Source organism: Streptomyces sp. NPDC023723, from assembly GCF_040639815.1.
In the GTDB taxonomy this organism is placed as follows: domain Bacteria; phylum Actinomycetota; class Actinomycetes; order Streptomycetales; family Streptomycetaceae; genus Streptomyces.
The window spans coordinates 65,188-90,569 of record NZ_JBFAAP010000032.1 but is presented as its reverse complement, the minus strand read 5'-3'; the positions used below and the strand labels follow the sequence as shown (position 1 = coordinate 90,569).

The following is a 25,382-nucleotide window of genomic DNA, read 5'->3' as shown; positions in this document are numbered from 1 at the left end:
GGACCAGCCGTCCAGCAGCGCGTGGTGGTTGGTGAGGACGAGTTTGTGCTCGGCCGGGCCGGTGCGGGACAGCAGGAAGCGGATCAGCGGCGGCCTCGCGCTCACCCGCCTCGCGCTCACCCGCCTATCGCTCACCCGCCTCGCGCTCACCCGCCTATCGCTCAGCCGCGCGCGGCCGCCGCCCGGCGCCGTTCCGTCACGGCCGGGGCCGTCGAGTGGGGGAGCAGGTCGTGGGGGGCGTCGGGGAGGAGCACGTCGACCTCCGTGTCCTCGGAGAAACGATACGGCCGGTGCGCCAGCAGGGTCCCCAGATAGCGCCGGACGCGGGAGAGTTCGGCCCGGACGGTCACCGTGCGGGCCGGGTCGCCGAACATGTCCTCGGCCAGGCCCGCGGCGCTGCGCCCGCGGCGGTGGACGGCGAGCAGGTAGAGCAGTTCGGCGTGCCGGGGGCTCAGTTCGTGGGTCCAGGAGCCGACGCCGCCCAGCACCCCGACCGACCAGCGGCGCGGCTGTCTCAGGTCCAGCACGATCCGGGTGGCCCCCCACGGCGCCGGTTCCTCGGCGGCCCGCAGCAGCCAGCCGTCGGCCAGCGGCTCCACCGCGCACGGGCCGAGCGACGGCAGCGACAGCGGCCCGGCCGCCATGGACTTCGGCAGGGCGATCCGCTCGGTGTACGGCATCCCGGCCACCGCCGCCGTCCAGCCGTCCCGGTCCACCACCAGGGCCCGCCCGCCGATCCGGGCCAGCACCGGCGCCGCCACCGCGCGCAGCCGCTCCAGCGACCGCAGGCGCAGCTCGCGCAGCCGGGCCTCGGCGAGCCCGGCGACCGCGCCGACCCAGGCCAGGGTCGCCGGATGCATCGTCTCCAGCGGCCCGCTGACGTCGACCACCCCGAGCAGCCGTCCGTCGCGCGGGTCGGTGATGGGCGCCCCGGCGCAGGTCCAGCCGGTGTGCGAGCGGACGAAGTGCTCGGCGGCGAAGACCTGGACCGGCCGCCGGATGACCGCCGGCGTGCCGATGCCGTTGGTGCCGACCACGTCCTCCCGCCAGTCCGCGCCGAGTTCGAACCCGAGCTCGTCGGCCTTGCGCAGCACCCGCGGGCTGCCCTCCCGCCACAGCACCCGGCCCTCGTCGTCCGCGACGACCATGATGTGCTGGGCGACGTCCACGGCGGACAGCAGCCCCTCCCGCAGCACCGGCAGCACGTGCCGCAGCGGCGACGTCTCCCGCCGCCGCTCCACCTCCTCGCGGGAGAGCAGCCCGGCGCGGAAGTCGTGGTCCGGGTCGACGCCGCCGCGCAGCATCCGCTCCCAGGACCGTTCGATCACCGGGCGGGGCGCGACCGGGGCCGGACCGCCGGCCAGTCGGGCGGACCGGACCGCGTCGAGCATCCGGGCCGCGTGCGCCGCGTCCACGGCCGCCACCTGCGTCACGTCCATCGGCGAGGGCGTCACGGTCTTTCGTCCTCTCAAGAGATGGGTCAAGAGATGGGTCGAGAGATGGGTCAAGAGATGGGCTCGCACACCGTCTGGCGTATCCGTCTCATTCTGACCGCTTGCCCCGGCGCCCGGGACACAGTCGGCGCACAGCGCGCGGCGAAGTTGCAACCCCCTGCAACCCTGGTGGACGGCTGCGTGGTACTCCAGACTTGTCCCGCGTCGCCCCGAGCGGCGCACGCCCGCCTGAAACGGGCCAGTGCGCGGGGGGTGGTGCCGTGTCGGCGCAGCACCACCCCCCGTACCACCCCCGACGACCGCGGTACCACCGTCGGGATCAAGCCACCGGCCGGGCCCGCTCCACCACCGACGCCAGGTCCAGGGTCGCGGGCAGGGTGCCGAAGGCCGCGCCCCCGTCGCCGCCCAGCCGCGCGGCGCAGAACGCGTCGGCGACCTCCGGGGGCGCGTACCGCACGAGCAGTGAACCCTGGAGCACCAGCGCGAGCCGTTCCGCCAGCCGGCGGGCCCGCGCCTCGGCGTGCGACAGGTCCGCCAGCTCGGTCAGCAGGTCCCGGATCGCCGCGTCCAGCCGGTGATCGGCGCCGCGCGCCCGGCCGACCTCCCGCAGATAGGCGTCCAGCGCCGCCGGCTCGCGCTGGAGCGCCCGCAGCACGTCCAGCGCCTGGACGTTGCCCGCGCCCTCCCAGATCGAGTTCAGCGGCGACTCCCGCACCAGCCGGGGCAGCCCGGACTCCTCGACGTACCCGTTGCCGCCCAGGCACTCGGCCGCCTCCACCGCCACCGGCGCGCACCGCTTGGTCACCCAGTACTTGGCGGCCGGCACCGCCAGCCGCAGCAGCGCCCGCTCGCTCTCCGAGCCGTCGTCGTACGCCGCCGCCAGCCGCAGCCCCAGCGCCGTCGCCGCCTCCGACTCGATGGCGAGGTCGGCCAGGACGTTGCGCATCAGCGGCTGGTCGACCAGCTTGGTGCCGAACACCGCGCGGTGGGTGGCGTGGTGGACGGCCTGCGCCACCGCCTGCCGCATCAGCCCCGCCGAACCCAGTACGCAGTCCAGCCGGGTCGCCGCCACCATCGGGATGATGACCCGCACCCCGTCGCCCTCCGCGCCGACCCGGCGCGCCCAGGTGCCGGCGAACTCCACCTCCGCGGAGGCGTTGGACCGGTTGCCCAGCTTGTCCTTCAGCCGCTGGATCAGGAACACGTTGCGGCTGCCGTCCGCCAGGACGCGCGGCACCAGGAAGCAGGTCAGGCCCGCCGGGGCCTGCGCCAGCACCAGGAAGGCGTCCGACATCGGCGCCGAGCAGAACCACTTGTGCCCGGTCAGCTCGTACGCCCCGTCGTCCCCGGCCAGCGGCCGCGCGGCGGTCGTGTTCGCCCGGACGTCGCTGCCGCCCTGCTTCTCCGTCATCCCCATCCCGGCCAGCGCCCCGGCCTTCAGATGCGCGGGCCGCAGCTCCCGGTCGTAGATGGTGGAGGTCAGCCGGGGCTCCCACTCGGCGGCGAGGTCCGGGTCGGCGCGCAGCGCGGGCACCGCCGCGTGCGTCATCGACAGCGGACAGCCGTTGCCCGCCTCGACCTGCGTCCACATCAGGAACGCCGCCGCCCGCCGGACATGCCCGCCCGGCCGGGACCAGGCGGCGGTCAGCCCCGCCGCGACGCCCTTGCCGAGCAGCCGGTGCCAGGCCGGATGGAAGTCGACCTCGTCGAGCCGGTGCCCGTACCGGTCGTGGCTGCGCAGCACCGGTGGCCGCTCGTTGGCCTGTGTGCCCCACTCCCGCGCCTGCGCCGATCCGCAGCTGCGGCCGAGGCCGGACAGTTCCGCCGCTGCCTCCTCGGCCAGCTCCGGCGCCAGATGCCGGCCGACCGCGTCCGTCAGCGCCCGGTCGGCGGCGTAGACGTCGTACCCGACCAGCGGCGGCGGCTGGTTCGTCACGGTGTGGGTGCTGCCTGTCATGCAGGGCAACCTACCCGGGCCCGGCCACCGGTACCGCGTGCCCGGCCCGCCGCCGGGGCGGCGACTTTACGGTCAACGCGGACATGCCAGACGCATCGGCTCCGGTTCCGCCGTGCGGCGGGTCACCGCGGGATGAGGGGTGCCGCTCCCGGCGGATACCTTTAGGTCGTGCAGCCAGCAAGTGAACCCCCCGAGCGGCCGTCCGGACGGCTCCATCGCGCCCGCGCGCTCTACCGGAACGTCTCCAAGCGCAGGACCGCCTGGCTGCTCCTGAAGGACACCGTCAACTCCTGCATGGAGTACCGGATCCTGGGCCTGGCCGCCGAGGCGGCGTTCTTCACGCTGCTGTCGGTGCCCCCGCTGCTGCTCAGCGTCCTCGGGCTGCTCGGCTACGTGGACCTGTGGATCGGCGCCGACACCACCGACAGCCTGCGGGTGAACATCCTGGACGCGTCCCGCGCGGTGCTCTCCGAGCGGGGCGTCAAGGAGATCACCGAGCCGATCCTGGACGACGTGATGAAGGGCGGCCGGCCCGACGTCATCTCCATCGGCTTCCTCTTCGCCCTGTGGTCGGGCTCCCGCGCGGTGAACGTCTTCATCGACACCATCACCGTGATGTACGGCCTCGACGGCGTCCGGGGCCTGGTCAAGACCCGGCTGCTGTCCTTCGGCCTGTTCATCGTCGCGCTGCTGATCGGCTCGATCGCGCTGCCGCTGATGGTGGCCGGCCCGGACGCGGTGGTGCGGATCGTGCCCTGGTCGACGACGGTCGTCCAGGTGCTGTACTGGCCGGTCGTCATCGTCCTGTCGATCGCCTTCCTGACCACCCTCTACCACGTGTCGGTGCCGGTGCGCTCGCCGTGGATCGAGGACGTGCCCGGCGCGCTGGTCGCCCTCGCGATGTGGGTGTTCGGCAGCTTCCTGCTGCGCATCTACCTCACCAGCACGGTCGAGGGCCCCACCATCTACGGCTCGCTGGCCGCGCCCGTCGCCGTGCTGCTGTGGATCGGTGTGTCCGCGTTCGCGGTGCTGGTCGGCGCGGCGGTCAACGCGGCCATCGACCGGGTCTGGCCGGCCGCCGCCACCGCCGCCGCCCGCGAGGCCAACGAGCGCATCCGGCAGGCCCAGGTCGCCGAGTACGTGGCCCGCACCGCGGTGCACGGCGAGGCCGACCCGGACATGCCCTCCGAGTTCCCGGAACGCTGGTCCCGCTTCCTGCCGCCGGAGGACGTGACGGCCCGCCTGCGGGCGCACGCGAAGACCACGCCGCGCGGCGAGGACGGGCCCGGTCCGGGACCGCGGGACAAGGAGAGCTGAGCCCCGGGCGCCCGAAGTAGCCTGGGCCGGTGTACACCGAACGGCCGTCCCGGCTGCCCGGCGCGGTGCTGTGGACCAGCGTCCCGGACGGCACCGGACGCGTCCTGCCCGACGGCTGCATGGACCTGCTCTGGCACGAGGGCCGGCTGCTGGTCGCCGGCCCCGACACCCGCGGGTACGCCACCGAGGGCGGCGGTACCCGGTGGGCGGGCGTCCGCTTCCCGCCCGGCACCGCCCCGGCCCTGCTCGGCGTACCGGCGCACGAGGTGCGCGACCGCCGGGTCCCACTCGCCGACCTCTGGCCGGCCGCCGAGGTGCGCCGCCTCACCGCCCGGGTCGGCGCGGCGCCGGACCCGGTGCTCGGCCTGGAGCTGGCGGCCCTGTCCCGGGCGGCGGACGCGGACCCGCCCGACCCGCTGCTGTCCCGGATCGCGGCCGCCCTGGACGCGGGCCGCCCGGTGGCCCGCACCGCTGACGAACTCGGCCTCGGCGCCCGCCGGCTGCACCGCCGCTCACTGGCCGCCTTCGGCTACGGCCCGAAGACCCTGGCCCGCGTCCTGCGCCTGCAACGCGCCCTCGCCCTGGCCCGGACCGGCGTCCCGCTGGCGGAGACGGCCGCCCGGTCCGGTTACGCCGACCAGGCGCACCTCACCCGGGAGGTGCGGGAGCTGACCGGGGCACGCCCGACCGAGCTACTGGGGTAGCGGAGCGAACAGGTCGACGCCGTTGCCGTCCGGGTCGAGGACGACGGCGTACCGCTGCCCCCAGACGGCGTCCCAGGGCTTCAGATCCCCGTGGTACCCGGCCCCGGTCGGCTCCCCGTACAGCGCGTCCACCTCTCCCGGGCTCCCGCGGAGCAGAAGACGGACGGGCGCTGTTACGCACACGTGTCTGTGTAACAGCCATGTATGAGTGGGTGCCCGAACGCAACGCGTCCGGTGATCCGGGCCGTCCTACGGGGCACAAGGGCTCACACGGAAACGTGAGCGGCACCGATTCAAGGAGCGACAATGCGGGTCAAGAACTACTCCCTCCTGGCCGTCGCGGTGGCCGCCGGCCTCTCCCTCACCGCGTGCCAGAACGACGACACGGCGTCGACGACGACGGATGCGGCGCCGGTGTCCTCGGAGTCGTCGGCCGCCTCCTCCGGAGACACCGAGCCGAGCGGCACCAACGCCAGCACCAACGGTGACACCGGCGCCGGCGTCAGCAGCGACACCTGCACCACCGACCAGCTCACCGCCACCCAGAAGCACGGCATGGGCGAGGGCGACATCCTTGTCCACCTGAAGAACACCTCGGACGCCGCGTGCGACCTCAAGGGCTTCCCGGGCGTCGATCTGAGGAACGACGACGACTCCGTCAGCGCCGCCCGCACCGACCTGGAAGCCCCGCTGGTCACCATCGCCGCCGGTGACGAGGCCCGCTTCACCCTGCACTACACGCCGAACACCTCCGGCGGCAGCGGCGTCACCTTCGACACCCTGGTCGTCACCCCGCCCAACGAGACGCACTCCCTGACCATCCCGGTCAGCGTCAACCTCGCCGTCACCGAGAGCACGGAGCCGGCGCTGCGGGTGGACCCGGTGGGCACCGGCAAGTAGTGGCGGCTCGGCGGGTCATCCTGCCCGACGGCGGCGCGCGGGGTCGGCCAGCACTGCCGCCCCGTACCCGGTGTCCTCGGGGTTGAGGTCGGTGCCCGGTGGGACGACGCGGTCGACGGCGTCCAGCAGGGCGGGGTCCAGGACGGTGTCCGCGGCGGCGAGCTGGCCGTGCAGGTGCTCGGTGGTGCGGGGGCCGATGATGGCCGCCGTCACCGCGGGGTGGGTGGTGACGAAGGCCAGGGCCAGCTGGATCAGGGTCAGGCCCGCTTCGTCGGCGAGGGCGGCGAGCCGGGTGGCGGCGTCCAGCTTGGCCTGGTTGGCGGGGACGTCCAGGTCGTAGTGGGAGAGCGTGGTGCGGAAGGACATCGTGCCGGTGCGGTGGCTGAGGGACGGGCCGGCCGCGTCGCGGCGCCAGCGGCCGGACAGCCAGCCGCCGGCCAGCGGGCTCCAGGCGAGCACCCCCATCCGGTACGTCTCGCAGGTCGGCAGCACGTCGGCCTCGACGCCCCGGGTCAGCATCGAGTACGGCGGCTGTTCGCAGACGAAGCGTTCACGGGCGCGGCGCTCGGCCGTCCACTGGGCCTGGACGATCGCCGAGGGGGCGAAGGTCGAGGAACCGGCGTAGAGGATCTTGCCCGCGCGGATGAGGTCGGAGAGCGCGGCCAGGGTCTCGTCGAGGTCGGTGGCGGGGTCCGGGCGGTGCACCTGGTAGAGGTCGATGCGGTCGGTGCCCAGGCGGCGCAGGCTCTCCTCGCAGGCCCGGACGATCCAGCGCCGGGAGGCGCCGCGTTCGTTGCCGCCGGGGCCCATCGGGCTGGACACCTTGGTCGCCAGGACCACGTCGTCGCGCCGGCCCGCGATCGCCTTCCCGACGATGCGCTCGGACTCGCCGGCCGAGTACACGTCGGCCGTGTCGATGAGGTTGACGCCCGCGTCGAGCGCCGTGCCGATGATGCGGGCCGAGTCGTCGTGGTCGGGGTTGCCCCACGCCCCGAACATCATCGCCCCGAGGCAGAGCGAGCTGACCTGGACTCCGGTACTGCCCAACGTGCGGTACTGCATGGCGGGGCCGCCCTCTCCTGAACTGTTATCGTCGAGACAAGCGGAGTCGGCTCCGCTTGACCGGACGTCACGCTAAGCGGAGTCGGCTCCGGATAGCAAGCCCGCGAGAGGAAGCCAGGTATGCCCGCTCCGGCCGACCGGCCGGTCCGTGCCGACGCACGGGCCAACGAGGACAAGCTGCTGACCGCCGCCGCCGCGGCCTTCGCCCGGGACGGCGCCGCCGTCACCCTCAAGCGGATCGCCCAGGACGCGGGCGTCGGCATCGGCACCCTGTACCGGCGCTTCCCCACCCGCGAGCAGCTCGTCGACGCCACCTACCGCTACGAGACGGCCCGGCTGGCCGACCGCGCCCCGGCCCTGCTGGCCGAACTGCCCGCCGACCGCGCGCTGCGCGCCTGGATGTCCGAGGTACTGGACCACCTCGCCGCCAAACACGGCATGGCCGACACCCTCAGAGCCCTCCTGAAGGACGACGAGCAGCTCGGGTCGCACACCCGGGAGCGGCTGGCGGGCGCGGTCGAGGAGTTCCGCCGCGCCGGTGTCGCCCAGGGAGTCGTCCGCGCCGACGTGCCCGCCGCCGACCTGCTCATGTCCCTCGCGGGCGTCACCTACGCGGCCGGCGCCCCCGGCCGGCGCGCCCAGGCCGAGCGGCTGCTCGACCTGCTGATGGACGGCGTCACCCGGCGGGGGCGGTGGGAGGCGGGCTGAGCCGCGGCGTCCCTCGGCCGCCGCCCGGCGCGGCCGTGCTGGCCCGTTCCACCAGCCGCGTCGACAGCTCCGTGCGGGTGCTCTCCGGGCGGGCGCCGTCCATCATCCGCAGCAGTAACCGCAGCGCGGTCGCCGCCATCTCCGCCAGCGGCCGGCGCACGGTGGTCAGGGCCGGCGTGGCCCAGCGCGCCTCCGGCAGGTCGTCGAAGCCGACCACGCTCATGTCGTCCGGCACCCGCAGCCCACGCTCGGCCAGCGCCTCGTACACCCCGAGCGCCATCGCGTCCGAGCAGACGAACACGGCCGTCGGCGGCACCGCCAGCGCCAGCAGTTCCCGCATCCGCCGCCGCGCGGCGTCCCGGTCGAACCCCGCGTGCCGCACGTACTCGGCACGGTGCCGCACCCCCGCCGCCGCCAGCGCCGACCCGTACCCCGCCACCCGCGCCCCGCTGACCGCCGTACCCCGGTCCCCGGCGATCACCGCGATCCGCTCGTGCCCCAGCTTCAGCAGGTGCTCGGTCGCGGTCACCCCGCCCTGCCAGTTCGCCGCGCCCACCGACACCACCCCGGCCGGCGGCTCGGCCACCGGATCGATCATCACGAACGGCACCCGCTGCCGCGCCAGCCACGCGTACTGCGCCCCGGTCAGCTCCGCCAGGTCGAACAGCACCCCGGCCGACCCCCGCACCATCAGCTTGTCCAGCCAGCCACCGCGCTCCGCCGCCCCGCCCCGGCGCCGGTCCAGCCCCGCCGAGACGACCACCTCGAGACCCGCGTCGTACGCCGCCTCCTCCACCCCGTGCAGCACCGCGCCCGCACCGGAGTCGGCCGGCGAGTGCACCACCAGGTCGACCAGCCGGGGCGCCCGCACCGTGTCGAACCGGGGCCTGCGCACGTACCCCAGCCGGTCCAGCGCCTCCGACACCCGGCGCCGCGTCTCCGGCGCCACATCCTCCCGCCCGTTGACCACCTTCGACGCGGTCGGCACCGACACCCCCGCCTCGCGCGCCACCACCGCGAGCGTCGGTCCGGCCGAGGTGCTCGCGCGCGCCGTACGGACCATGGACACCGACCTCCGAGGCCACCCGTAGAAAGCGCTTCCTAAACGGCTCCAATCTAGATCGGCCCGCACCCGGCGGGAAGACCCCGGTCGGCGCCGAGCGGAATATCGGCGCGGGCCGCGGTGCTCTGGGAATACCGGTGCCAAGCGTGGCGAAGGGCTGGTGGGCGATGACGGCGAACCAGACGAACCCCGTGGTCGGGACCCCTTACGGGGCGGTGCGCGGGCGGTGGGAGCGCGGTGTCGCGGTGTTCCGTGGCATCCCCTACGCCGCCCCGCCCTTCGGCCCCCGCCGCTTCCGCCCGCCTGTGCCGCCGGACCGCTGGGACGGCGTACGCGAGGCCGCCGCCTTCGGGCCCACGGCGCCGAAACCCCCGTACTCCGAGGCGTTCGGCCAGTACCTCTCCGACCCCTCCGTCCCCGGCGACGACTGCCTCAACCTCAACGTCTGGAGCCCCGACCCGTCTCCCGGCGCCCGCCTCCCGGTCCTGGTCTGGCTGCACGGCGGCGCCCTCACCCGGGGCTCCTCCGCCGTCCCGGTCTACGACGGCCGCACCTTCGCCCGCGACGGCGTCGTCTGCGTCTCGGTCAACTACCGCCTCGGCGTGGAGGGTTACGGCCTCTTCCCCGACGCCCCCGCCAACGCCGGCCTGCGCGACCAGCTCGCCGCGCTGGAGTGGGTGCGGGCGGCCGTCCCGGCCTTCGGCGGCGATCCCGACCGGGTGACGCTGGCCGGGCAGTCCGCCGGCGCGATCAGCGCGGGCGCGCTGCTGGCCGCGCCGCGCGCCCAGGGCCTGTTCCACCGTGCGGTGCTGCAGAGCGGGGCGCCGGAGGTCTCCGACCGGGCCAAGGTACGGCGGATGGTGCGCCGGATGGCGGCACGGCTGAAGATCCCGGCCACGGCGGAGGCGTTCGCGGCGGTCGACCGCGAGGTGCTGCTGCGCGCTCAGGCCGAGGTGGGCAAGCTGAGCAGTCCCGTGCTCGGCGGGCCGTCCTTCGGCATCGTCGTGGACGGCGACCTCGTACCGCGCGATCCGCTGGCCGCGCTGATCGAGGGGGACGCGGCGCCCGGGGTACGGCTGCTGATGGGCTGGACCCGCGACGAGTACCGGCTGTGGCTGGTCCCCGGCGGGCTCCTCGACCGCGTCGACCGCCTCGGCGCGGTGGCCCTGGCCGGGGCGCGGGCGCGGTGCCACTGCGGGCACGACGTGCCGCGCGGCTACCGGGCGTTGCGTCCCGACGCGGGGACCGCCGAGATCGTCGGCCAGATGGTGACGGACCATCTGCTGCGGGTGCCGCTGCACCGGCTCGCGGACGCGCGGCCCGGATCGGCGTACGTCTACGAGTTCGCGTGGCCGTCGAACCGGCCGGGGCTCGGTGCGTGCCACGCCCTGGAGCTGGGGTTCGTGTTCGACAGCGGGGAGCTGCCGGAGTCGCGGCGGCTGGCGGGGGAGGGGGCGCCGGTGTCACTGGCGGACGCGATGCACGCGGCGTGGGTGTCGTTCGTGCGGGACGGTGAGCCGGGGTGGACGGCGTGGGACGCCACCCACCCCGTACGGGTCTTCGGCCCGGGGACGCCGGGTACGGTGTGCGGTCCCCGGGACCGGGAGGTAGCCCTGTGGGCGACCGGCGGGGCGGAGCCCGTCACCGAGCCAGGTGCAAGAAGGTGGTCCAGGCTTCGGGGGTGACGGTGAGGTGGGGGGTGGCGGGGGCGGTTTTGGAGTCGCGGATGTGGATGGCGGCGGCTTCGTGGGCGACTTCCACGCAGTTGCCGCCCTCGTCGCTGCTGTAACTCGACTTGCGCCAGATGTAAGCGACTTCGAGGCAGGCGCCGCCTTCACCGCTGCTGTAGCTGGACTTGAACCACTCAAGGTCGGTGCCGGTCATGCCTCTCCCAGAAGACGATCCAACAGGTCCCTTGTATCCTCGGTGTTGAGGGCCTGCGTTCGCAGCATCGCATACTTCTGGGTGAGAATCCCCACCTCATCGGGGTCGGCGACGAGTGTGCTACCCCGCTGAGTTTCGCTGTAGGCCAGCCGCTGATGCTCGGGTGTTTCGAGCAGGATGAACGGCCCTTCCAGCCCGGCATGCGCCGTGCGACCCAGCGGAAGGATCTGCAACGCGATCCCGGGCACATCGGCGTACTTCCGTAGGTGACGCAGCTGATCCACGTACACGTCCCGGCCGCCGAGGCGGTCTCGCAGTGCCGCCTCCCAGATGACGAAGCTCGTGGCCGGTGAGGGCTTGCGGTGCAGCAGCTCTCGGCGTTCGATGCGAGCAGCCACCAACTGCTCGATCTCGTCCGGGTCGTACACCGGGATGCGGCTGCGGAAAACCGACCGAGCATAGGCTTCGGTCTGCAACAGGCCGGGGACCAGCAGGCTCTCGTACCACGAGATGGCGATAGCCTCCCGCTCCTGATCCAGATACTCCTCCGCCCAGAGGGGAATCATGTCCACCTCCGGCATCCTCCTCAGCGCAGTGACCAACGCCCCCTTGGTCTCCAGGAGTTCGTCGAGCTGCTCGGCGAGGTCCAGTTTCAGTGGGCGTCGGCCTTGCTCCACGGACGCGATCTGCTGCTCGCTGATGCCGAAGACCTCGCCCAGTGACCGCTGGGTGTATCCCGCCGCCTCCCGGTAGAGGGCGAGCAACGCCCCCACCATCTTCATCGCCGACGCGTTCTTGCGCCTTCTCGTGCTCATGCCGGTCGAACTCCCCATCCGCGCGCGTACGTTCACCCGCGCACGCCCGTACAACCCATCCGTACGCACTCGCGCACTGTCTCATCGTGACCACACAGCGTCACCATCGTTCCGTGAACAGCGAAACTCCACCCGGGCCGCGTGAGCGGTTCTACCGCCGGGAACGCCACTCCGTGCCCGCCGCGCGGGCATTCACGCACCGGGCGCTCACCGACTGGAACGTGCGCGGCCGCACGGACGACATCCTGCTCTGCGTCAGCGAACTGACCACCAACGCCCTGCTGCACGGCGTACCCCCGGGCCGCGGCTTCCTGCTCCGGCTGCTGCCGTACGGCGACGGCGGCGGCCTGCGGATCGAGGTGCACGACAGCGGGGGCGGCGTACCGGCTGTCAGGGAGCCGGACGAGGGCGGGCGCGGGCTGTTGCTGGTGGCGGCGCTGGCCGACAAGTGGGGGGTGGACGAGCGCGACCCGGGCAAGACCGTGTGGTGCGAGTTCCTGGTTCAGCCGCCGGTGCCGTCCGCCTCCTCCTCGGGGGCCTCCGCCGGCAGCGCTTCGGTGTAGATCGTCATGCCGGTCGTGTCGCCGTCGTGGGCCACGTCCAGCAGGGACGTGTAGGAGCCGGCGACCTGGGGGCGGAAGGTGATGAGAATGGAGCAGAGCAGTTCCCGTTCACCGCTGGGCGTGCATCCCTGGTGCTCCACGGTGACGGACGGCGGCTGGGTGTCCGGTGTGACGGAGAGGGTGACCTCGGCGTCGCTGTCGCAGTCGGAGGCGGTGTAGGTGGTCGTGCGGGTGTCCTCGCTGCCCACCGGGATCGCGGTGAAGCCGTCCGAGTTGTGACCGGTCAGCAGGCAGAAGGACGGCTGTTCGCCGACGGTCGGCGGGGAGGCCGGGCGGGAGGTGTCGTCCGGTGGTTCGGTGTCGGGCCGGGGGGTCACGCGCTGCCCGGGGTCCGGACTCGTCGGCTGCTCGGAGGGCTTGCCCGGGTCCGGCCGGGTCGGTTCGGAGGTGCTGGGGAGAACGGGGGCGGCGGCCGGGCCGGAGGCCGTCGCGGTGGCCGAGGGGCGCGCGGTCGGCGTGCCGTCGTCGCCCGACGCGAGCAGCCCCGCCAGCAGACCGGCGATCCCCAGCACCAGGACGCCGAGCCCGGCCGCCAGCGGGCCGCCCAGCCCGGCGCCGGAACCCCCGGCCGCCGCGGTCCCGCCGTCCGCCGGCGGCGGGTCCGTGCCGTTGATCGCCTGTCCGACCGCGAGGCCCCCGGCAGCCGAGGCGAGGCCCGCGCCGACCGCTGCCAGGCCCAGCGCCCGGCGCCGGACGTCCTCCTCGTGCGCGAAGTACGCCACGTCCGCCGTGGCGCCGAGCCGCGTGGCGGCCACTTTACCCAGCGTCAGCACCTCCTGCCAGGTGCCCCAGCACAGGCTCCGGGCCAGCATCGGCGCGGCGGCCCGCGCCAGGTCCCGTACGGCCGTGTCGTCGCCCCGGCGCGCGGCGTCCGCGAGGGCGCGGCGGACCAGGCCCGAGGCGGCGGCGACGGTATGCCGGGCGGGGCGGCGGCCGAGCCAGTCGGTGAGGCCGGGCGCGGCGTCGGCGGCGTCCCGCAGGGTGCCGGCCTGCTCGGCGGTGCGGACGGCGAGCGGCGTGGTGGCCCGGTAGCCGCCGTGCTCGTGGGTGATCAGGCGGAGCCGGTGCAGTTCCGTCAGGGTGCCGGGGGCCGGGGTTCCGACGCCGGCCGCGTCGAAGAGGGCTGTGGGCACCGCGAGCGGCTGGAAGGCGCTGAGCGCGCCGAGCAGCCGGGCGGCCGCCGGGCCGAGCCGCCCGGCGAGCCCCGCGGCCCTGGCGTCCTCGTCCGCGGTGAAGGCCGCGGTGCCGCTGCCCGCCTCCAGCAGGGCCGCCGCCGCGACCAGGGCCCGCGGATGGCCGTGCACCTCGGCGGCGAACCGGGCCGCCTCCCGTGCCTCCGTCTCGCTCAGCGGGCGGCCCGACTCCCGCGCCAGCAGGGCGAGCGACGCGTCGGCCGACAGTCCGCCGAGCCGGCAGCCGCGGGTGGCGGCGCCCGGTTCCGCCGGGCCCGGCCGGGCCGAGGAGACCAGTACGTCACAGCCGGGCAGCGTGTTCCGCAGGGCGGTGAGCGCGCCGGGGTCCGGGTCCTCGAAGTCGTCGACGACGACCAGGGCCTCCACCGGTGCCATCAGCCGCCGCAGCAGCGCGGCACCGGGCTTGTAGTCCTCGGTGTCGTGGCACGCCTCGAAGACCAGTTGGAGCACGTCCTCGGCGCTCCGCCCGGCCGCCGCTACGAAGACCACGGCGGCGTCCGTCCCAGTGCCGTGGTCCGCCGCGATCCGGCTCAGCAGGGCCGTGCGACCGCTGCCCGACGGGCCGTGGACCTGGACCGCGTACCCCTGGGCGAGGCGGTCGCGGACCCGGGCGCACTCCGCGTCGCGCCCGAGCAGCACCGGGGCCCGGGGCGGCCGGGCCCACTGTGCCGGACGCGGCCGGCGCCGCACCCGAGGCGGCCCCTCGGCCGCCGGCGCCGCGGTGGACCCGTGGTCGAACACGACGACGTGGTTCACGACATTGACGTCGTTGCCGTCCCCGACGATCAGCGTTCCGCTGATGTCCCGCGCGTGGAAGTTCGCTTCCAACTGCCGCCCCGATCCCCCAGATCAGCCGGTGGGGCAGCAGTACAGCAGCCCGTGCGGCCGTGCGGACGGTGTGTCGGGTCTTGGCCGAAGCCCGACCGGTTTGTGGCCTTCGCTGAACGAAACCGGTTGTCGCGGCACGGTACGGCGGGATCGGCCGCCGGTTCAGCTGCCGAGCCCCGCGACGAACTCCGTCAGCGCCGCCGCGACGGCGCCGGGCGCCTCCAGGGGGAGCAGGTGGCCGACGGCCGGGACGGTCGTCAGGGTGGCCCCCGGGAGGTGCGGGAGCAGGTGGTCGCGCAGGACGTGCGGCGGTTCCACCACGTCCCGCTCCCCGGCCAGTACCGCCACCGGAATGTCGATGTCCCGCGCGGCGGAGGTGATGTCCCGGGCGATCCCGCGCAACGGCCACTCCAGCCGGGCCTCGTCGCCGGCGGCGGCCAGGCTGTCGCGCACGGCGGTGGCCCGTACGGTCCCGGACAGCGGGGTGGCGGTCAGGACCTGGTCCAGGGCGTGCGCCACCGTCTCCGGGGAGTCGTAGGCGTGCGCGAGGCCCTGCCGGTACTCCTCGGTCACCGCGGCCGGCGGCTGCGGCGGCGCGGGCGCGACCAGCACCAGACCGGCCGGCCCGGCCGGACGGCGGGCCGCGAGGAGCAGGCTCGCCTTGCCGCCCATCGAGTGCCCGACCAGCACGTACGGCCCCGGCACGCAGGTCTCGACGACGCGGGCGAGGTCGTCGGCGAGCCGATCGAGGTGGTACGGGCCGGGCAGCGCCCGCGAGGTGCCCCAGCCGCGCTGGTCGTAGCGGACGGTGGCCTGCCCGGGCGGCAGGTGGTCGAGCACGCCGGTCCAGGTGTCGGCGGAGCCGCCCCAGTAGTGGACGAACACCAGCGCCGGTGCGCCGGCGCCGTTCACCCGCACGTCCAGGGAGCCGTCCGCGACCGGCACCGTGGTTGTCGTTTCCGTCATCGTCATGCCTTTCCGTAAACTGGTTCGGGCCTTCGACGGTAGGTCGGAGCGGCTCCGCTCCCTTGCGGAAAGAGGCACGGTGGTTGTGAAAAGCGGACACGACGCCGTACGGCAACTGCGTTACCTGCCCGCCGTCGGATCGGCGTACGGCGTGGAAGTCCTCGACTTCGCCGCGCTGCGCGCGATGGATCCCGAGCGCCGCCGCGTCCGCCCCCAGCGCCCCGACTTCCATGTCCTCGCCCTGATCGGCGCGGGCACCGGCGCGCACGAGGCCGACTTCCACGGCTACGAACTGGAGGAGGGCAGCGCCGTATGGATCAGGCCGGGCATGGTGCACCGCTGGCGTGATGTGGACGCCTGCGACGGGCCGTTGATACTCTTCCGGCCCGGTTTCCTGCCGCCCGGCTGCACGGCGGCGGAGGCCGCCACCCCGGCCGGCTGGCACCTGGACCGGCAGCGGCTCACCCTCGCCCTGCTCGCCGCCGAACACCTGCGGCGCGAGCACGACGCGGCGGTGGGCCACCCGGCCCTCGCGTCCCCCGGGCTCCTCTCCCATCTGCTGGCGGCCCTGCTGCTGCGTACGCTGCCCGCCACGAGCACCACGAGCACCACGAGCACCACGAGCACCACGAGCACCACGAGCACCACGCCCACCGCCCCGGACGGCCCGGTCGACGTCTTCCGCGGCTACCGGGCCGCCGTCGAGGAACACTTCGCCGAATGGCATCAAGTGGGGGACTACGCAAGGGCGTTGGGCTACGACGTGCGCACCCTCACCCGGGCCACCCGGGCCGCCGCGGGCATCGGCGCCAAGGCACTCCTGGACCAGCGCGTCCTGCTGGAGGCCAAGCGGCTGCTCGCCCACACCGACCTCACCGTGGGCGCCTGCGCCCGCCGCCTGGGCTTCTCGGACACCGGGAACTTCACCACGTTCTTCCGCCGCCTGGCTGGAACCCCGCCCGCGGCCTGGCGCGCCGGCGAAACCCTCTAGGAACGCAGGGTCGCGGTGGCGATCTCCAGGAAGTCGCGGAGCAGCTTGTCGCGCCGGTCCGGGAAGACGGCCAGGCAGGTCTCGGTGCCCGGGAAGTCCGTGACCGGGAGGAGGGCGAGGTCGGGACGGGAGTAGGCCCGCGCGGCGCTCAGCGGCATGAGCGCGATGCCGTGGCCGGCGGCGATCAGCTCGAACTTCTCCTCCATCGACGTCGTCCGCCGCGCGTCGAGCATCCGCTCGCCGTCCAGGTCGGCGGAGGTGACGTCCCGGCGGCCGGCCAGCGGGTGGCTGACGGGTACGCAGACCACCCGGGGTTCGTGGCCGATGGGGACGGTGTGCAGCCCGGATTCGTCGAACGGCCGTCGCAGGTAGCCGACTTGGGCCCGGCCGTCGCGGAGCGGCGCGTCCTGGTCCCACCAGCGGGTCGGCACCACATCGGTCTCGACGCCGGGATGGCGGGCCGTGAACGCCCGCAGCGCGTCCGACACGGACAGCCCGGGGGAGAAGGCGACGACCAGCCGCCGCACGCCCCGGTCGGCGTCCTGCACGCGCCGTACCGCCGCGGTGACGGCCGCGAGGACCGACCGCCCCTCCTCGCGCAGCCGCTCCCCGGCGGCGGTCAGCTGCACGCTGCGGGTGGTCCGCACCAGCAGTGAGCACCCCAGCTCCTGCTCGAACGCCTTGATCTGACGGCTGAGCACCGGCTGCGTGATGAAGAGTTCCGCCGCCGCCCGGCCGAAGTGCCGGTGCTCGGCCACCGTGACGAAGTAGCGGAGCTTGCGCAGATCGAGATCCGGGCCTTCGGAATCCATGCCCGCAAGGTATCAATCGCCCGGGAAGGTATTGGACGCCATGCGCGCCCGCTCCGAGACTCGACACATGATCGTCATTACCACTCCCACCGGCAGAATCGGCAGCCGGCTCCTGGACCTCCTGCTCGCCGGGGCGCCCGCCCGCGGCGAGGAACTGCGGGTCGTCGTGCGCGACCCCGCGAGTCTGTCCGACGCGGTCCGCGACCGGGTCGACGTCGTCACCGGCTCGCACGGCGACCCCGAGGTCGTCGACCGCGCCTTCGCGGGCGCGGACGCCGTCTTCTGGGTCGTCCCGTCCGGCGCCCCGGCACCGACCCTGGACGACGTGTACTCGGGGTTCACCCGCCCCGCCGCCAAGGCGTTCGCCGCCCACGGGGTCGGACACGTCGTCGGGGTCTCGGCGCTCGGCCGCGGCACGCCGGTCGCCGGCCGCGCCGGGCACGTGACGGCGTCGCTGGCCATGGACGACCTCATCGCGGACACGGGCGTGGCCTACCGGGCGCTGGCCAACCCGTCCTTCATGGACAACCTGCTGCGGCAGGTGGCCTCGATCCGCGACGACGGCGTGTACGCCGACACCGTCGCCCCCGACCGCAAGGCACCGCTGGCCGCCACCCGGGACATCGCCGCGGCCGCCGCCGGCCTGCTGCTCGACCGCTCCTGGACGGGCGTGGGCGAGGTCCCGGTGCTGGGCCCCGAGGACCTCTCGGCCAACGACATGGCGCGGATCATGTCCGAGGTGCTCGGCCGGCCGGTCCGCTACGTACGGCAGTCGCTCGACGACGTCCGCGCGGCCCTCGTCGCACGCGGCGCCGGACCCGCGCCGACGGACGGCTTCGTAGCCATGGCGCGGGCCAAGGACGAGGGCCTCGACGACGGTGTCCGGCGCACGCCGGGGACCGCGAGCCCGACGGACTTCCGCACCTGGTGCGAGGAGGTCCTCAAACCCGCCGTCCGGACCCCGTCCCGGTAAGGCGGACTCCGTCCCGATGAGGCGGGCGGCAACGCGGGCCGTGAGGCGGGACAGCGGTCCGACACACTCCCGCAGCCGCTCCCGCGCTCCTCGGCGCTGAACCTGTCACGGACGGCGGCCGGTGTCCACGGCATACGCCCGGCCCGCGCGTGCCTGGCCCGGGGCCCGGCGCGCGCCCCGCCTCCGTGCTCGCCCCCTGGCCGGCCGCCGTTCAGCCCCCGGCCAGCGCCCGCCGTACCTCCGTGATCGCCCCCGGACCCACCCGGCAGCACCCCCCGATCAGCCGTGCCCCCGCGTCCCGCCAGCCCCGCACCCGCCCCGCGTCGAAGGTGCCCGGCCCGGTCCACGCCCGGGTTCCGGCGTCCCAGGACTCCCCGCTGTTCGGATACGCCACGACCGGCTTGCCCGTCACCCGCGCCGCGACCGCGACAGCGTGCGCCACGTCCGCCGGGGCGCAGCAGTTCACCCCCACCGCGACCACCTCCGCCACCTCGGCGGCGAGCCCGAACGCCTCCTCCAGGGGCTGACCGGCACGGGTCCGGTCGCCGTCCACGGTGTACGACAGCCAGGCCGGCACCCCGAGCCCCCGCACCGCCCGCAGCAGCGCCGCCGCCTCGTCGGCGTCCGGCACCGTCTCCAGGGCGAGGACGTCCGGAGCGGCGGCGGCCAGCACCTCCAGCCGGGGGCGGTGGAACCGCTCCAGCTCGGCCACGGTGCGCCCGTACCGCCCCCGGTACTCCGACCCGTCCGCGAGCATCGCCCCGTACGGGCCCGCCGACGCCGCCACCCACCGCCGCCGGCCGTCCCCGGCCCGCCGGGCCGCCTCCCGGGCCAGCTCCACACTGAGCGCCATCAGCTCCGCCGCCCGCGCCCGGCCGGCACCGCGCGCCGCGAACCCCTCGAAGGTCGCCTGGTAACTCGCCGTGATCGCCACGTCCGCGCCCGCCGCGTAGTACGCGCGGTGCGCCTCGACGACCGCCTCGGGCCGCTCGTCCAGCAGCCGCGCCGACCACAGCGCGTCACTCAGGTCGTGCCCGGCGGCCGCCAGCTGGTTGGACAGGCCGCCGTCCAGGACGAGGGGACGTGCGGCGAGGGCTCCGGCCAGGTCGGTGGACATGCCTTCGACGTTAGCGGGCGTCCGGCAGACGGTCCTGCGATCCTGAGGGGAGCGGATGAACACGACGACCGGGCGGTGGGACGATGTGCCGTTGGCTTGCCTACTCGGGCTCCCCGATCCTGCTCGAAAACATGATCTACAAGCCGCAGCACTCACTGATCGACCAGAGCCTGCACGCCAAGATGGGCGTCGAGACCACCAACGGCGACGGCTTCGGCGTCGGCTGGTACGGGACGTCCGGCACCGCCAAGGAGACCCCGGCCGTCATCCGGGAGATCGGCCCCGCCTGGAGCAACCGCACCCTCCGGGAGATCGCCGGCCACGTCCGCTCGCACCTGTTCTTCGCCCACATCCGGGCCTCCACCGGCTCCGCCGTCCAGCAGACCAACTGCCACCCGTTCCGGCACGGCCGCTGGATGTGGATGCACAACGGCGCGGTCGCCGACTTCTCCCGGGTCCGGCGCGACCTGGTGCTGGCCGTCGACCCGGACCTCTTCCTGCACGTCGAGGGCTCGACCGACTCCGAGGTGATGTTCTACCTGGCGCTCACCTTCGGCCTGGAGGACGACCCGCCGGGCGCGGTGGCCCGGATGGCCGGCCTGGTGGAACGGGTCGGCCACCAGCACGGCATCGAGTACCCGCTCCAGATGACGGTCGCCGTCACCGACGGCCGGCGCCTGTGGTCCTTCCGCTACTCCAGCCAGGGAGCCTCCCGCTCCCTCTTCTACAGCACCCGGGTCGAGACCCTCCGCTCCCTCCACCCCGACCTGGACTTCCTGCGCGAAGCCTCCGACACCACCCGGCTCATCGTCTCCGAACCCCTCGGCGACCTGCCGGGCGTGTGGAACGAGGTCCCGGAGAGCACGTACGGCGTGGTACGCCCGGAGGGCGACGCGATGTTCGACTTCGTTCCCCGGGCGCCGTAGCCCCGGCCGCCCGCGAGCGACCGAATCGACGGTCAGCTCTGCAACCGCCGCCGCATCTGTGTGAGCCGCCGGTCGAAACGCAGGTGGAACCACGTCAGCCAGGTCATGAACAGCACCGCGAAGACGAGCATCAGGCTGCCCGCGGTGACGGAGCCCGCCGTGAACCACAGGACCGACGTGCCGAAGAACATCAGGGCCAGCAGCGGGAACGCCCACCAGCGGTTGCGGCGCAGGCGGCGCCGGCGGGAGTCGACCAGGGCCGCCATCTCCCGGCGCCGCACCGGGTCCGCGGGCGGCGGCGCGCCCTTGAGGATCTGGCGTTCCATGCCGGGGATGTCGTCCGGTCCGGTGCCGGCGGCGGTGGCCTCCCGGCGGCGGACGCGCTGGATCAGCCACGGTGTCCAGAACGCCATCGCCACCGCCCCCAGCACGGCCGACGGCCAGCCCGACAGGCCGGTGAAGACCAGGCGGACGACGACGCCGGCGACCAGGGCGAACAGGCCGATGGCCCATAAGCTGTCCCGGCGGCGCCGCTTCGGCCGGTCGCTGTGCTGTGCTCTGTCCGTCATCTCCAGCCTTTCCGTGGGTGTCAGCCGGCTCGGTGACCTCATGTGACCGTCCGGGTACCCGGCCCGCACCCGTGGATACTTCGGCCGGGACCGAAGGAACCGGTACCTATCGTTCCGGACATGGCACACACCCCCGCTGCAGCCGTCACCGGCATGGTCGATCACGTCCTCACCCGCGCCGCCACCTGGACCCACTGGGACGGGCGGCCGGCCCGCATCGACGACCGCGTCTACACCCCGCACAAGGCGATCCGCCGGGTCGCCGACCATCTCGTCGACCACCTCGCCGAGTTGGAGGACCGGCTCGCCGGCGCGGAGCCGCTGCCCGACCACTGGCACGCCTCCGCCAGCACCACCGAGGCGGACCTCGCCCGCTTCACCGACGAGGACCTCGACGAGGCCCGCAGCCGGCTCACCCGGCTGGCCCGGATCTGGGCCGACCGGCTCGGCGCGCTCACCGACGAGCAGCTCGACCACTCGCCCGGCGCGGGCTGGAGCTTCCGTCAACTCGCCCAGCACCTCGCGGGGTCCGTCTATTACGCGGACGCCGTCGGCGACCTCCACCGCGCCGACGCCGAGGGTGATCCGTCGCTCACGACCCGTTGACCTCGCCCCGGCACACCTCTACCTTGTCGGCGTTCGTCATGTCAGATGCCGTTCGCAACCTCGAACAGAGTCGCTCGAACGAGAGAGGCACCGCATGAGCCGCCGCACCGCCGAAACCCCCGAAGTGCCGGGCCGCCGACTGCTGCTGAAGGGCGCCGCGGCCGCCGGCGCCCTCACGGCCGTGCCCGCCGCCGCCCACGCCGCCACACCGGCGCCGGCCGCCCCGTACACCAATCCGCTGGTCCGCAACCGGGCCGACCCGCACATCAACCGGCACACCGACGGCTACTACTACTTCACCGCGACCGCCCCCGAGTACGACCGGATCGTCCTGCGCCGCTCCCGCACCCTCAACGGGCTGGCGAGTGCCGCCGAGTCCGTCCTCTGGACCAAGCACGCCACCGGTGACATGGGCGCGCACATCTGGGCGCCGGAGATCCACCGGATCGACGGCAAGTGGTACATCTACTTCGCCGCCGCGCCCGCCGAGAGTGTGTGGGACATCCGGATCTGGGTGCTGGAGAACGCCCACCGCGACCCGTTCCAGGGGACGTGGACGGAGAAGGGGCAGCTCAAGACCGCCTGGGAGACGTTCTCCCTGGACGCCACCACCTTCACCCACCGCGGCACCCGCTATCTCGCCTGGGCCCAGCACGAGCCGGACATGGCCAACAACACCGCGCTGTGGCTGTCGGAGATGGCGAACCCCTGGACTCTGACGGGTCCTCAGATACGGCTCTCCACCCCCGAGTACGCCTGGGAGTGCGTCGGGTTCAAGGTCAACGAGGGGGCGTCGGTCATCCGCCGCAACGGCCGGCTGTTCATGACGTACTCCGCCGCCGCCACCGACGCCAACTACTGCATGGGGCTGCTCACCGCCGACGCGGACGCCGACCTGATGGACCCGGCGAGCTGGCACAAGTCGCCGGTCCCCGTCTTCACCAGCGACGACACCACCGGGCAGTACGGCCCCGGCCACAACAGCTTCACCGTCGCCGAGGACGGCCGTACCGACGTGCTCGTCTACCACGCCCGCCAGTACAAGGAGATCGACGGCGACCCGCTGCACGATCCCAACCGGCACACCCGGGTGCAGCGGCTGGGCTGGCGGCCGGACGGGACGCCCGACTTCGGTGTTCCGGTCGCGGACACGGTGTGAGAGGGGGGCCGCAGGTGTACACGGGACTGATGAGGCGTACCGGAAGTACCGGAAGGTCGTGGGCCGCCCTGGCGGTGGCGGTCGTGCTGGGCGTCGGCGTGCCGGCGACCGCCGCGCCCGCCCGCGCCCAGGACGGGCGGCTCGCCCCGGGCGCGGAGAACTGCGTCGCCGGTGTCTGTCACTTCGACGTGCCGGCCGGGACGTACGACGTCCGGGTGGTGCTGGGCGGCGACGCGGCCTCCCGTACGGCGATCGGCGGGGAGACCCGGCGGGCGCTGCTGCCCGAGACGGCGGTGGCGGCGGGCAAGCGGGTGGCCCGGTCCTTCACCGTCGACGTGCGGACCCCGGAGGGCGAGCCGGCCGGGCCGGACGGCAGCCCGGGGCTCGACCTGACCGTCGGCGGTACGGCGCCCGCCCTCGCCGGCATCCGGGTCACCCCGGCCCGGCACGCCCGGCAGGTCCTCCTGGTCGGTGACTCCACCGTCTGCGACCAGCCCGCCGAGCCGTACACCGGGTGGGGGCAGCGGCTGCCGCAGTACCTCCGCAAGGGGGTGTCGGTGGCCAATCACGCCGACTCCGGGGAGAGCACCGTCAGTTACCTGGCCGATCCCCGGATGTGGGACACCGTCCGGCCGCTGATCCGCCCCGGCGACCTGGTGCTGATCCAGCTCGCCCACAACGACAAGACGACGGACGCGGCGACCTACCGGGCCAATCTCCAGACGCTGGTCGACCGGGCGCGGGCCGAGGGCGGACGGCCCGTGCTGGTCACGCCGATCGTGCGGCGCTGGTTCAACACCGACGGGACCCTGGACAACGACACCGCCCTCCTGGTCAACGGCCTCGGCGTCGACCATCCGGCCGTGATCCGGGCGCTCGCCGCCGAGCAAAACGTCCCCCTGATCGACCTCACCGCCCGCACCAGGGCGCTGGTGGAGTCGCTGGGCGTCGAGGAGTCCAAGGCGCTCTACCTCACCGACGAGAAGCGCGACAACACCCACACCTCCGAGTACGGCGCCACCCGGTACGCCGGTCTGGTCCGGGACGCCCTCGGTGACCTGGGCCTGCTGCCCCGGCGGCTCATCCGGCGGTGACGCGCAGGACGCCCGTGACGGTGCCCTGGAGGTAGGCACCGTCGGGGGTGACCGTCCCCGCCATCTGCAAGGTGTCGTAGAGGGCGCCGACACCGACCCGCGCGGCGCGCACCACGGTGCCCGTCGCCGGGTCGATCTCCGCGTAGCGGTACGGGTCCAGCAGGCTGGTGCCCCTGGTCCCCGGGACCAGCGGATCGCGCAGCACCGTACGGAGCAGACCGTCCGCCGTCGACAGCTTCGGCACGGCCGCCGAGCGCAGGGTGTTGTCCCACACCGTCGCGCAGCCCGCCCCGTCCGCGTCGACGTCCACCCGGGTCAGACCGCCGGTGAAGTCGGCCGAGGCGGGCACGCTGTCCCCGGCGCCCTCGGGCACCGCCGGGTACGGGTAGCCGTAGGTGCCGGCGACGAACACGCTGCGGCCAACGGCGACCGGGGAGTTCTCGCTGCCGGGGCCGCCGGCGGCCGCGAGCACCGGGATCCGGCAGACCTCGGACCCGTCCGAGGTGCGGTACACCTCCAGGTGGGCGGCGTCGTCCGCGTTGTCGACGATCGTGACGTACTCGGTGCCCGTGCCGGGGCCGAAGAAGGTCGGGGTGGAGCCGCTGCCCCAGCTCAGCAGGCCCGGCTTGCGGGCGGTGCCCCGGTCGTAGGGCTTGCGCCAGATGACCTTCGGGGTGCCGTCGGCCGCGGCGGTGAGCAGATAGGTGGCGTGGGTGGTGGTGACGGCCGTGCCCTGCGGCGCGGTGGAGATGCTGTTGGCCACCCGCTCACCGGCGGGCAACGCGACGGACCGGACGGTCCCGGCGGTGTCGTCCGCCGTGCCGACGACACCGTTGCCGGTGGCGAACCACACCCGGCCCTGCCAGTCGGGGGAGAGGCCGGTGACCGCGTCCCCGTCGGCGATGACGGAGGCCAGGGACAGCTTGCTGTCGACGCTGAGCTGCCAGCCCCCGTCCGCGTCCCGGTGGCCGATGTAGGCGTACACGCCGCCGAGCAACGAGCCCTTGGTCAGGGCCAGTTCGGCCAGCGACGAGCCGTCGTCCGGGTCCAGCAGGTGCACGGTGGGGACCTGCCCGAAGATCGGGGTGCACAGGGCGACGGGGTAGCCGTCGGCGCCGGCCAGCACGGTGGGGCAGGCGGAGGCGAGGGCGGTCCGGGACGAGGACAGGGCGCCGGCGCCGGGACCGGCCAGCGGGGCGGTGTCGGAGGAACCGGTGTCGCCGTGCATCGTGGCGGTGCCGGCCGGACCGGCGTACGGGTTGGGCGGGGGCGCGGGCGCGAAACCCGTGGCGGCGGACGACGTGGTGAGGGCCGTCGTGGCGGCGAGCGTGAGCGCGGCGAGGAGGGTCACGGCGGTGCGCCGGTACGGTCTGGGCATGCTGGCGGAGGTCCTTCCTGGGGCCCGCGGGGCTCGCGGACATGACGGGACAGGGCGGCGCGGGGGGGTGTGCGCCGATCGAATCGCGCTGCTTGACACACCGTCAAGAAGGGGCCGGCACCTTGTCACACGACCGACATGCGGCGGCGGTGGAATGGCGTACCGGACGTGTCGTCATCCTCCTGCGCTCATGTCCAGGTCGTCCGGTATTCACCTCGTGCGTCGATTCTCCTCACGCGGCCCACGCTCACCCCCCCCGTGCGGCCGCAGCGACGCAGCCGCG

At 74.2% G+C, this 25,382-nt stretch carries 24 protein-coding genes and 1 pseudogene; 12 read left to right on the top strand and 13 right to left on the bottom strand.

Annotated features, from left to right (window positions below):
* Nucleotides 1-161: 161 nt before the first annotated feature.
* Together AB0G32_RS27730 and AB0G32_RS27725 are read right to left on the bottom strand one after the other, a co-directional pair.
* Nucleotides 162-1,454 (bottom strand): GAF domain-containing protein, encoded by a 1,293-nt coding sequence (locus AB0G32_RS27730; protein ID WP_361168855.1) that lies wholly within the window; start codon nucleotides 1,452-1,454, stop codon nucleotides 162-164.
* 319 nt (nucleotides 1,455-1,773) lie between these two features.
* Nucleotides 1,774-3,411 carry an acyl-CoA dehydrogenase family protein gene (locus AB0G32_RS27725; protein WP_361168852.1) on the bottom strand — a complete coding sequence of 546 codons (1,638 nt, stop codon included), beginning with the start codon at nucleotides 3,409-3,411 and terminating at the stop codon, nucleotides 1,774-1,776.
* A 168-nt stretch (nucleotides 3,412-3,579) separates the two neighbouring features.
* On the opposite strand from AB0G32_RS27725, the gene AB0G32_RS27720 reads away from it, so the two are divergent.
* Together AB0G32_RS27720 and AB0G32_RS27715 are read left to right on the top strand one after the other, a co-directional pair.
* The gene (locus tag AB0G32_RS27720; protein ID WP_361168849.1) at nucleotides 3,580-4,728 is read left to right on the top strand and encodes a YihY/virulence factor BrkB family protein; all 1,149 of its coding nucleotides are present in this window, start codon (nucleotides 3,580-3,582) and stop codon (nucleotides 4,726-4,728) included.
* 29 nt (nucleotides 4,729-4,757) lie between these two features.
* A complete protein-coding gene (locus AB0G32_RS27715) occupies nucleotides 4,758-5,432 on the top strand; it encodes a helix-turn-helix transcriptional regulator (protein WP_361168846.1) in 675 nt (224 codons plus the stop codon).
* Here AB0G32_RS27715 and AB0G32_RS27710 read toward each other — a convergent pair.
* Nucleotides 5,421-5,588 (bottom strand): annotated as a pseudogene (locus AB0G32_RS27710) (VOC family protein); the annotation flags it as partial. The gene AB0G32_RS27715 and the pseudogene AB0G32_RS27710 sit on opposite strands and share 12 nt — an antisense overlap.
* Before the next feature lie 150 nt (nucleotides 5,589-5,738).
* Between AB0G32_RS27710 and AB0G32_RS27705 the strand changes: the two are divergent.
* Entirely contained in the window at nucleotides 5,739-6,332 is a 594-nt protein-coding gene (locus tag AB0G32_RS27705) for a DUF4232 domain-containing protein (protein ID WP_361168843.1), read from the top strand.
* A gap of 15 nt (nucleotides 6,333-6,347) precedes the next feature.
* Here AB0G32_RS27705 and AB0G32_RS27700 read toward each other — a convergent pair whose 3' ends face one another.
* Nucleotides 6,348-7,394: an aldo/keto reductase gene (locus AB0G32_RS27700; protein ID WP_361168840.1), complete on the bottom strand. Its 1,047-nt coding sequence runs from the start codon at nucleotides 7,392-7,394 to the stop codon at nucleotides 6,348-6,350.
* 120 nt (nucleotides 7,395-7,514) lie between these two features.
* Between AB0G32_RS27700 and AB0G32_RS27695 the strand changes: the two genes are divergently transcribed.
* Nucleotides 7,515-8,102 carry a helix-turn-helix domain-containing protein gene (locus AB0G32_RS27695; protein WP_361168837.1) on the top strand — a complete coding sequence of 196 codons (588 nt, stop codon included), beginning with the start codon at nucleotides 7,515-7,517 and terminating at the stop codon, nucleotides 8,100-8,102.
* Here the strand turns inward: AB0G32_RS27695 and AB0G32_RS27690 are convergent.
* Nucleotides 8,071-9,165: a substrate-binding domain-containing protein gene (locus tag AB0G32_RS27690; RefSeq protein WP_361168834.1), complete on the bottom strand. Its 1,095-nt coding sequence runs from the start codon at nucleotides 9,163-9,165 to the stop codon at nucleotides 8,071-8,073. The genes AB0G32_RS27695 and AB0G32_RS27690 overlap by 32 nt on opposite strands.
* 167 nt (nucleotides 9,166-9,332) lie before the next feature.
* On the opposite strand from AB0G32_RS27690, the gene AB0G32_RS27685 reads away from it, so the two are divergent.
* Nucleotides 9,333-10,850 carry a carboxylesterase family protein gene (locus AB0G32_RS27685; RefSeq protein ID WP_361168867.1) on the top strand — a complete coding sequence of 506 codons (1,518 nt, stop codon included), beginning with the start codon at nucleotides 9,333-9,335 and terminating at the stop codon, nucleotides 10,848-10,850.
* Here AB0G32_RS27685 and AB0G32_RS27680 read toward each other — a convergent pair.
* Both AB0G32_RS27680 and AB0G32_RS27675 read right to left on the bottom strand, forming a co-directional pair.
* Nucleotides 10,807-11,049, bottom strand: coding sequence for a DUF397 domain-containing protein (locus tag AB0G32_RS27680; protein ID WP_361168831.1), 243 nt, complete (start codon nucleotides 11,047-11,049; stop codon nucleotides 10,807-10,809). The genes AB0G32_RS27685 and AB0G32_RS27680 overlap by 44 nt on opposite strands.
* Nucleotides 11,046-11,864: a helix-turn-helix transcriptional regulator gene (locus AB0G32_RS27675; RefSeq protein WP_361168829.1), complete on the bottom strand. Its 819-nt coding sequence runs from the start codon at nucleotides 11,862-11,864 to the stop codon at nucleotides 11,046-11,048. The genes AB0G32_RS27680 and AB0G32_RS27675 overlap by 4 nt, the downstream gene beginning before the upstream one ends.
* Before the next feature lie 113 nt (nucleotides 11,865-11,977).
* Between AB0G32_RS27675 and AB0G32_RS27670 the strand changes: the two genes are divergently transcribed.
* Entirely contained in the window at nucleotides 11,978-12,427 is a 450-nt protein-coding gene (locus AB0G32_RS27670) for an ATP-binding protein (protein ID WP_361168826.1), read from the top strand.
* On the opposite strand, the gene AB0G32_RS27665 is transcribed toward AB0G32_RS27670, so the two are convergent.
* On the bottom strand, nucleotides 12,367-14,508 hold the full coding sequence (locus AB0G32_RS27665; protein ID WP_361168823.1) for a hypothetical protein: 2,142 nt from the start codon (nucleotides 14,506-14,508) through the stop codon (nucleotides 12,367-12,369). The two genes, AB0G32_RS27670 and AB0G32_RS27665, sit on opposite strands and share 61 nt — an antisense overlap.
* A 162-nt stretch (nucleotides 14,509-14,670) precedes the next feature.
* Complete coding sequence (locus AB0G32_RS27660) at nucleotides 14,671-15,474, bottom strand: alpha/beta hydrolase (RefSeq protein ID WP_361168820.1); 804 nt, start codon at nucleotides 15,472-15,474, stop codon at nucleotides 14,671-14,673.
* An 85-nt stretch (nucleotides 15,475-15,559) separates the two neighbouring features.
* Between AB0G32_RS27660 and AB0G32_RS27655 the strand changes: the two genes are divergently transcribed.
* Complete coding sequence (locus AB0G32_RS27655) at nucleotides 15,560-16,465, top strand: AraC family transcriptional regulator (protein ID WP_361168817.1); 906 nt, start codon at nucleotides 15,560-15,562, stop codon at nucleotides 16,463-16,465.
* On the opposite strand, the gene AB0G32_RS27650 is transcribed toward AB0G32_RS27655, so the two are convergent.
* A complete protein-coding gene (locus AB0G32_RS27650) occupies nucleotides 16,462-17,277 on the bottom strand; it encodes a LysR family transcriptional regulator (RefSeq protein WP_361168814.1) in 816 nt (271 codons plus the stop codon). The two genes, AB0G32_RS27655 and AB0G32_RS27650, sit on opposite strands and share 4 nt — an antisense overlap.
* Nucleotides 17,278-17,344: 67 nt before the next feature.
* Between AB0G32_RS27650 and AB0G32_RS27645 the strand changes: the two genes are divergently transcribed.
* The gene (locus tag AB0G32_RS27645; RefSeq protein ID WP_361168811.1) at nucleotides 17,345-18,250 is read left to right on the top strand and encodes an NAD(P)H-binding protein; all 906 of its coding nucleotides are present in this window, start codon (nucleotides 17,345-17,347) and stop codon (nucleotides 18,248-18,250) included.
* A 211-nt stretch (nucleotides 18,251-18,461) separates the two neighbouring features.
* Here the strand turns inward: AB0G32_RS27645 and mmuM are convergent, their stop codons facing one another.
* The gene (gene mmuM / locus AB0G32_RS27640) at nucleotides 18,462-19,367 is read right to left on the bottom strand and encodes a homocysteine S-methyltransferase (RefSeq protein WP_361168808.1); all 906 of its coding nucleotides are present in this window, start codon (nucleotides 19,365-19,367) and stop codon (nucleotides 18,462-18,464) included.
* A gap of 83 nt (nucleotides 19,368-19,450) precedes the next feature.
* On the opposite strand from mmuM, the gene AB0G32_RS27635 reads away from it, so the two are divergent.
* The gene (locus AB0G32_RS27635) at nucleotides 19,451-20,293 is read left to right on the top strand and encodes a class II glutamine amidotransferase (protein WP_361168805.1); all 843 of its coding nucleotides are present in this window, start codon (nucleotides 19,451-19,453) and stop codon (nucleotides 20,291-20,293) included.
* Nucleotides 20,294-20,325: 32 nt separating this feature from the next.
* Here AB0G32_RS27635 and AB0G32_RS27630 read toward each other — a convergent pair whose 3' ends face one another.
* On the bottom strand, nucleotides 20,326-20,862 hold the full coding sequence (locus AB0G32_RS27630; protein ID WP_361168802.1) for a hypothetical protein: 537 nt from the start codon (nucleotides 20,860-20,862) through the stop codon (nucleotides 20,326-20,328).
* Nucleotides 20,863-20,982: 120 nt separating this feature from the next.
* On the opposite strand from AB0G32_RS27630, the gene AB0G32_RS27625 reads away from it, so the two are divergent.
* From AB0G32_RS27625 to AB0G32_RS27615, 3 genes are all read left to right on the top strand, one after another.
* The gene (locus AB0G32_RS27625; protein WP_361168799.1) at nucleotides 20,983-21,468 is read left to right on the top strand and encodes a hypothetical protein; all 486 of its coding nucleotides are present in this window, start codon (nucleotides 20,983-20,985) and stop codon (nucleotides 21,466-21,468) included.
* Nucleotides 21,469-21,562: 94 nt separating this feature from the next.
* Nucleotides 21,563-22,627 (top strand): glycoside hydrolase family 43 protein, encoded by a 1,065-nt coding sequence (locus tag AB0G32_RS27620; RefSeq protein WP_361168796.1) that lies wholly within the window; start codon nucleotides 21,563-21,565, stop codon nucleotides 22,625-22,627.
* 29 nt (nucleotides 22,628-22,656) lie between these two features.
* Entirely contained in the window at nucleotides 22,657-23,721 is a 1,065-nt protein-coding gene (locus tag AB0G32_RS27615; RefSeq protein WP_361168793.1) for a rhamnogalacturonan acetylesterase, read from the top strand.
* On the opposite strand, the gene AB0G32_RS27610 is transcribed toward AB0G32_RS27615, so the two are convergent.
* Nucleotides 23,708-25,099: a hypothetical protein gene (locus AB0G32_RS27610; RefSeq protein WP_361168790.1), complete on the bottom strand. Its 1,392-nt coding sequence runs from the start codon at nucleotides 25,097-25,099 to the stop codon at nucleotides 23,708-23,710. The genes AB0G32_RS27615 and AB0G32_RS27610 overlap by 14 nt on opposite strands.
* Between the last annotated feature and the right edge of the window lie 283 nt (nucleotides 25,100-25,382).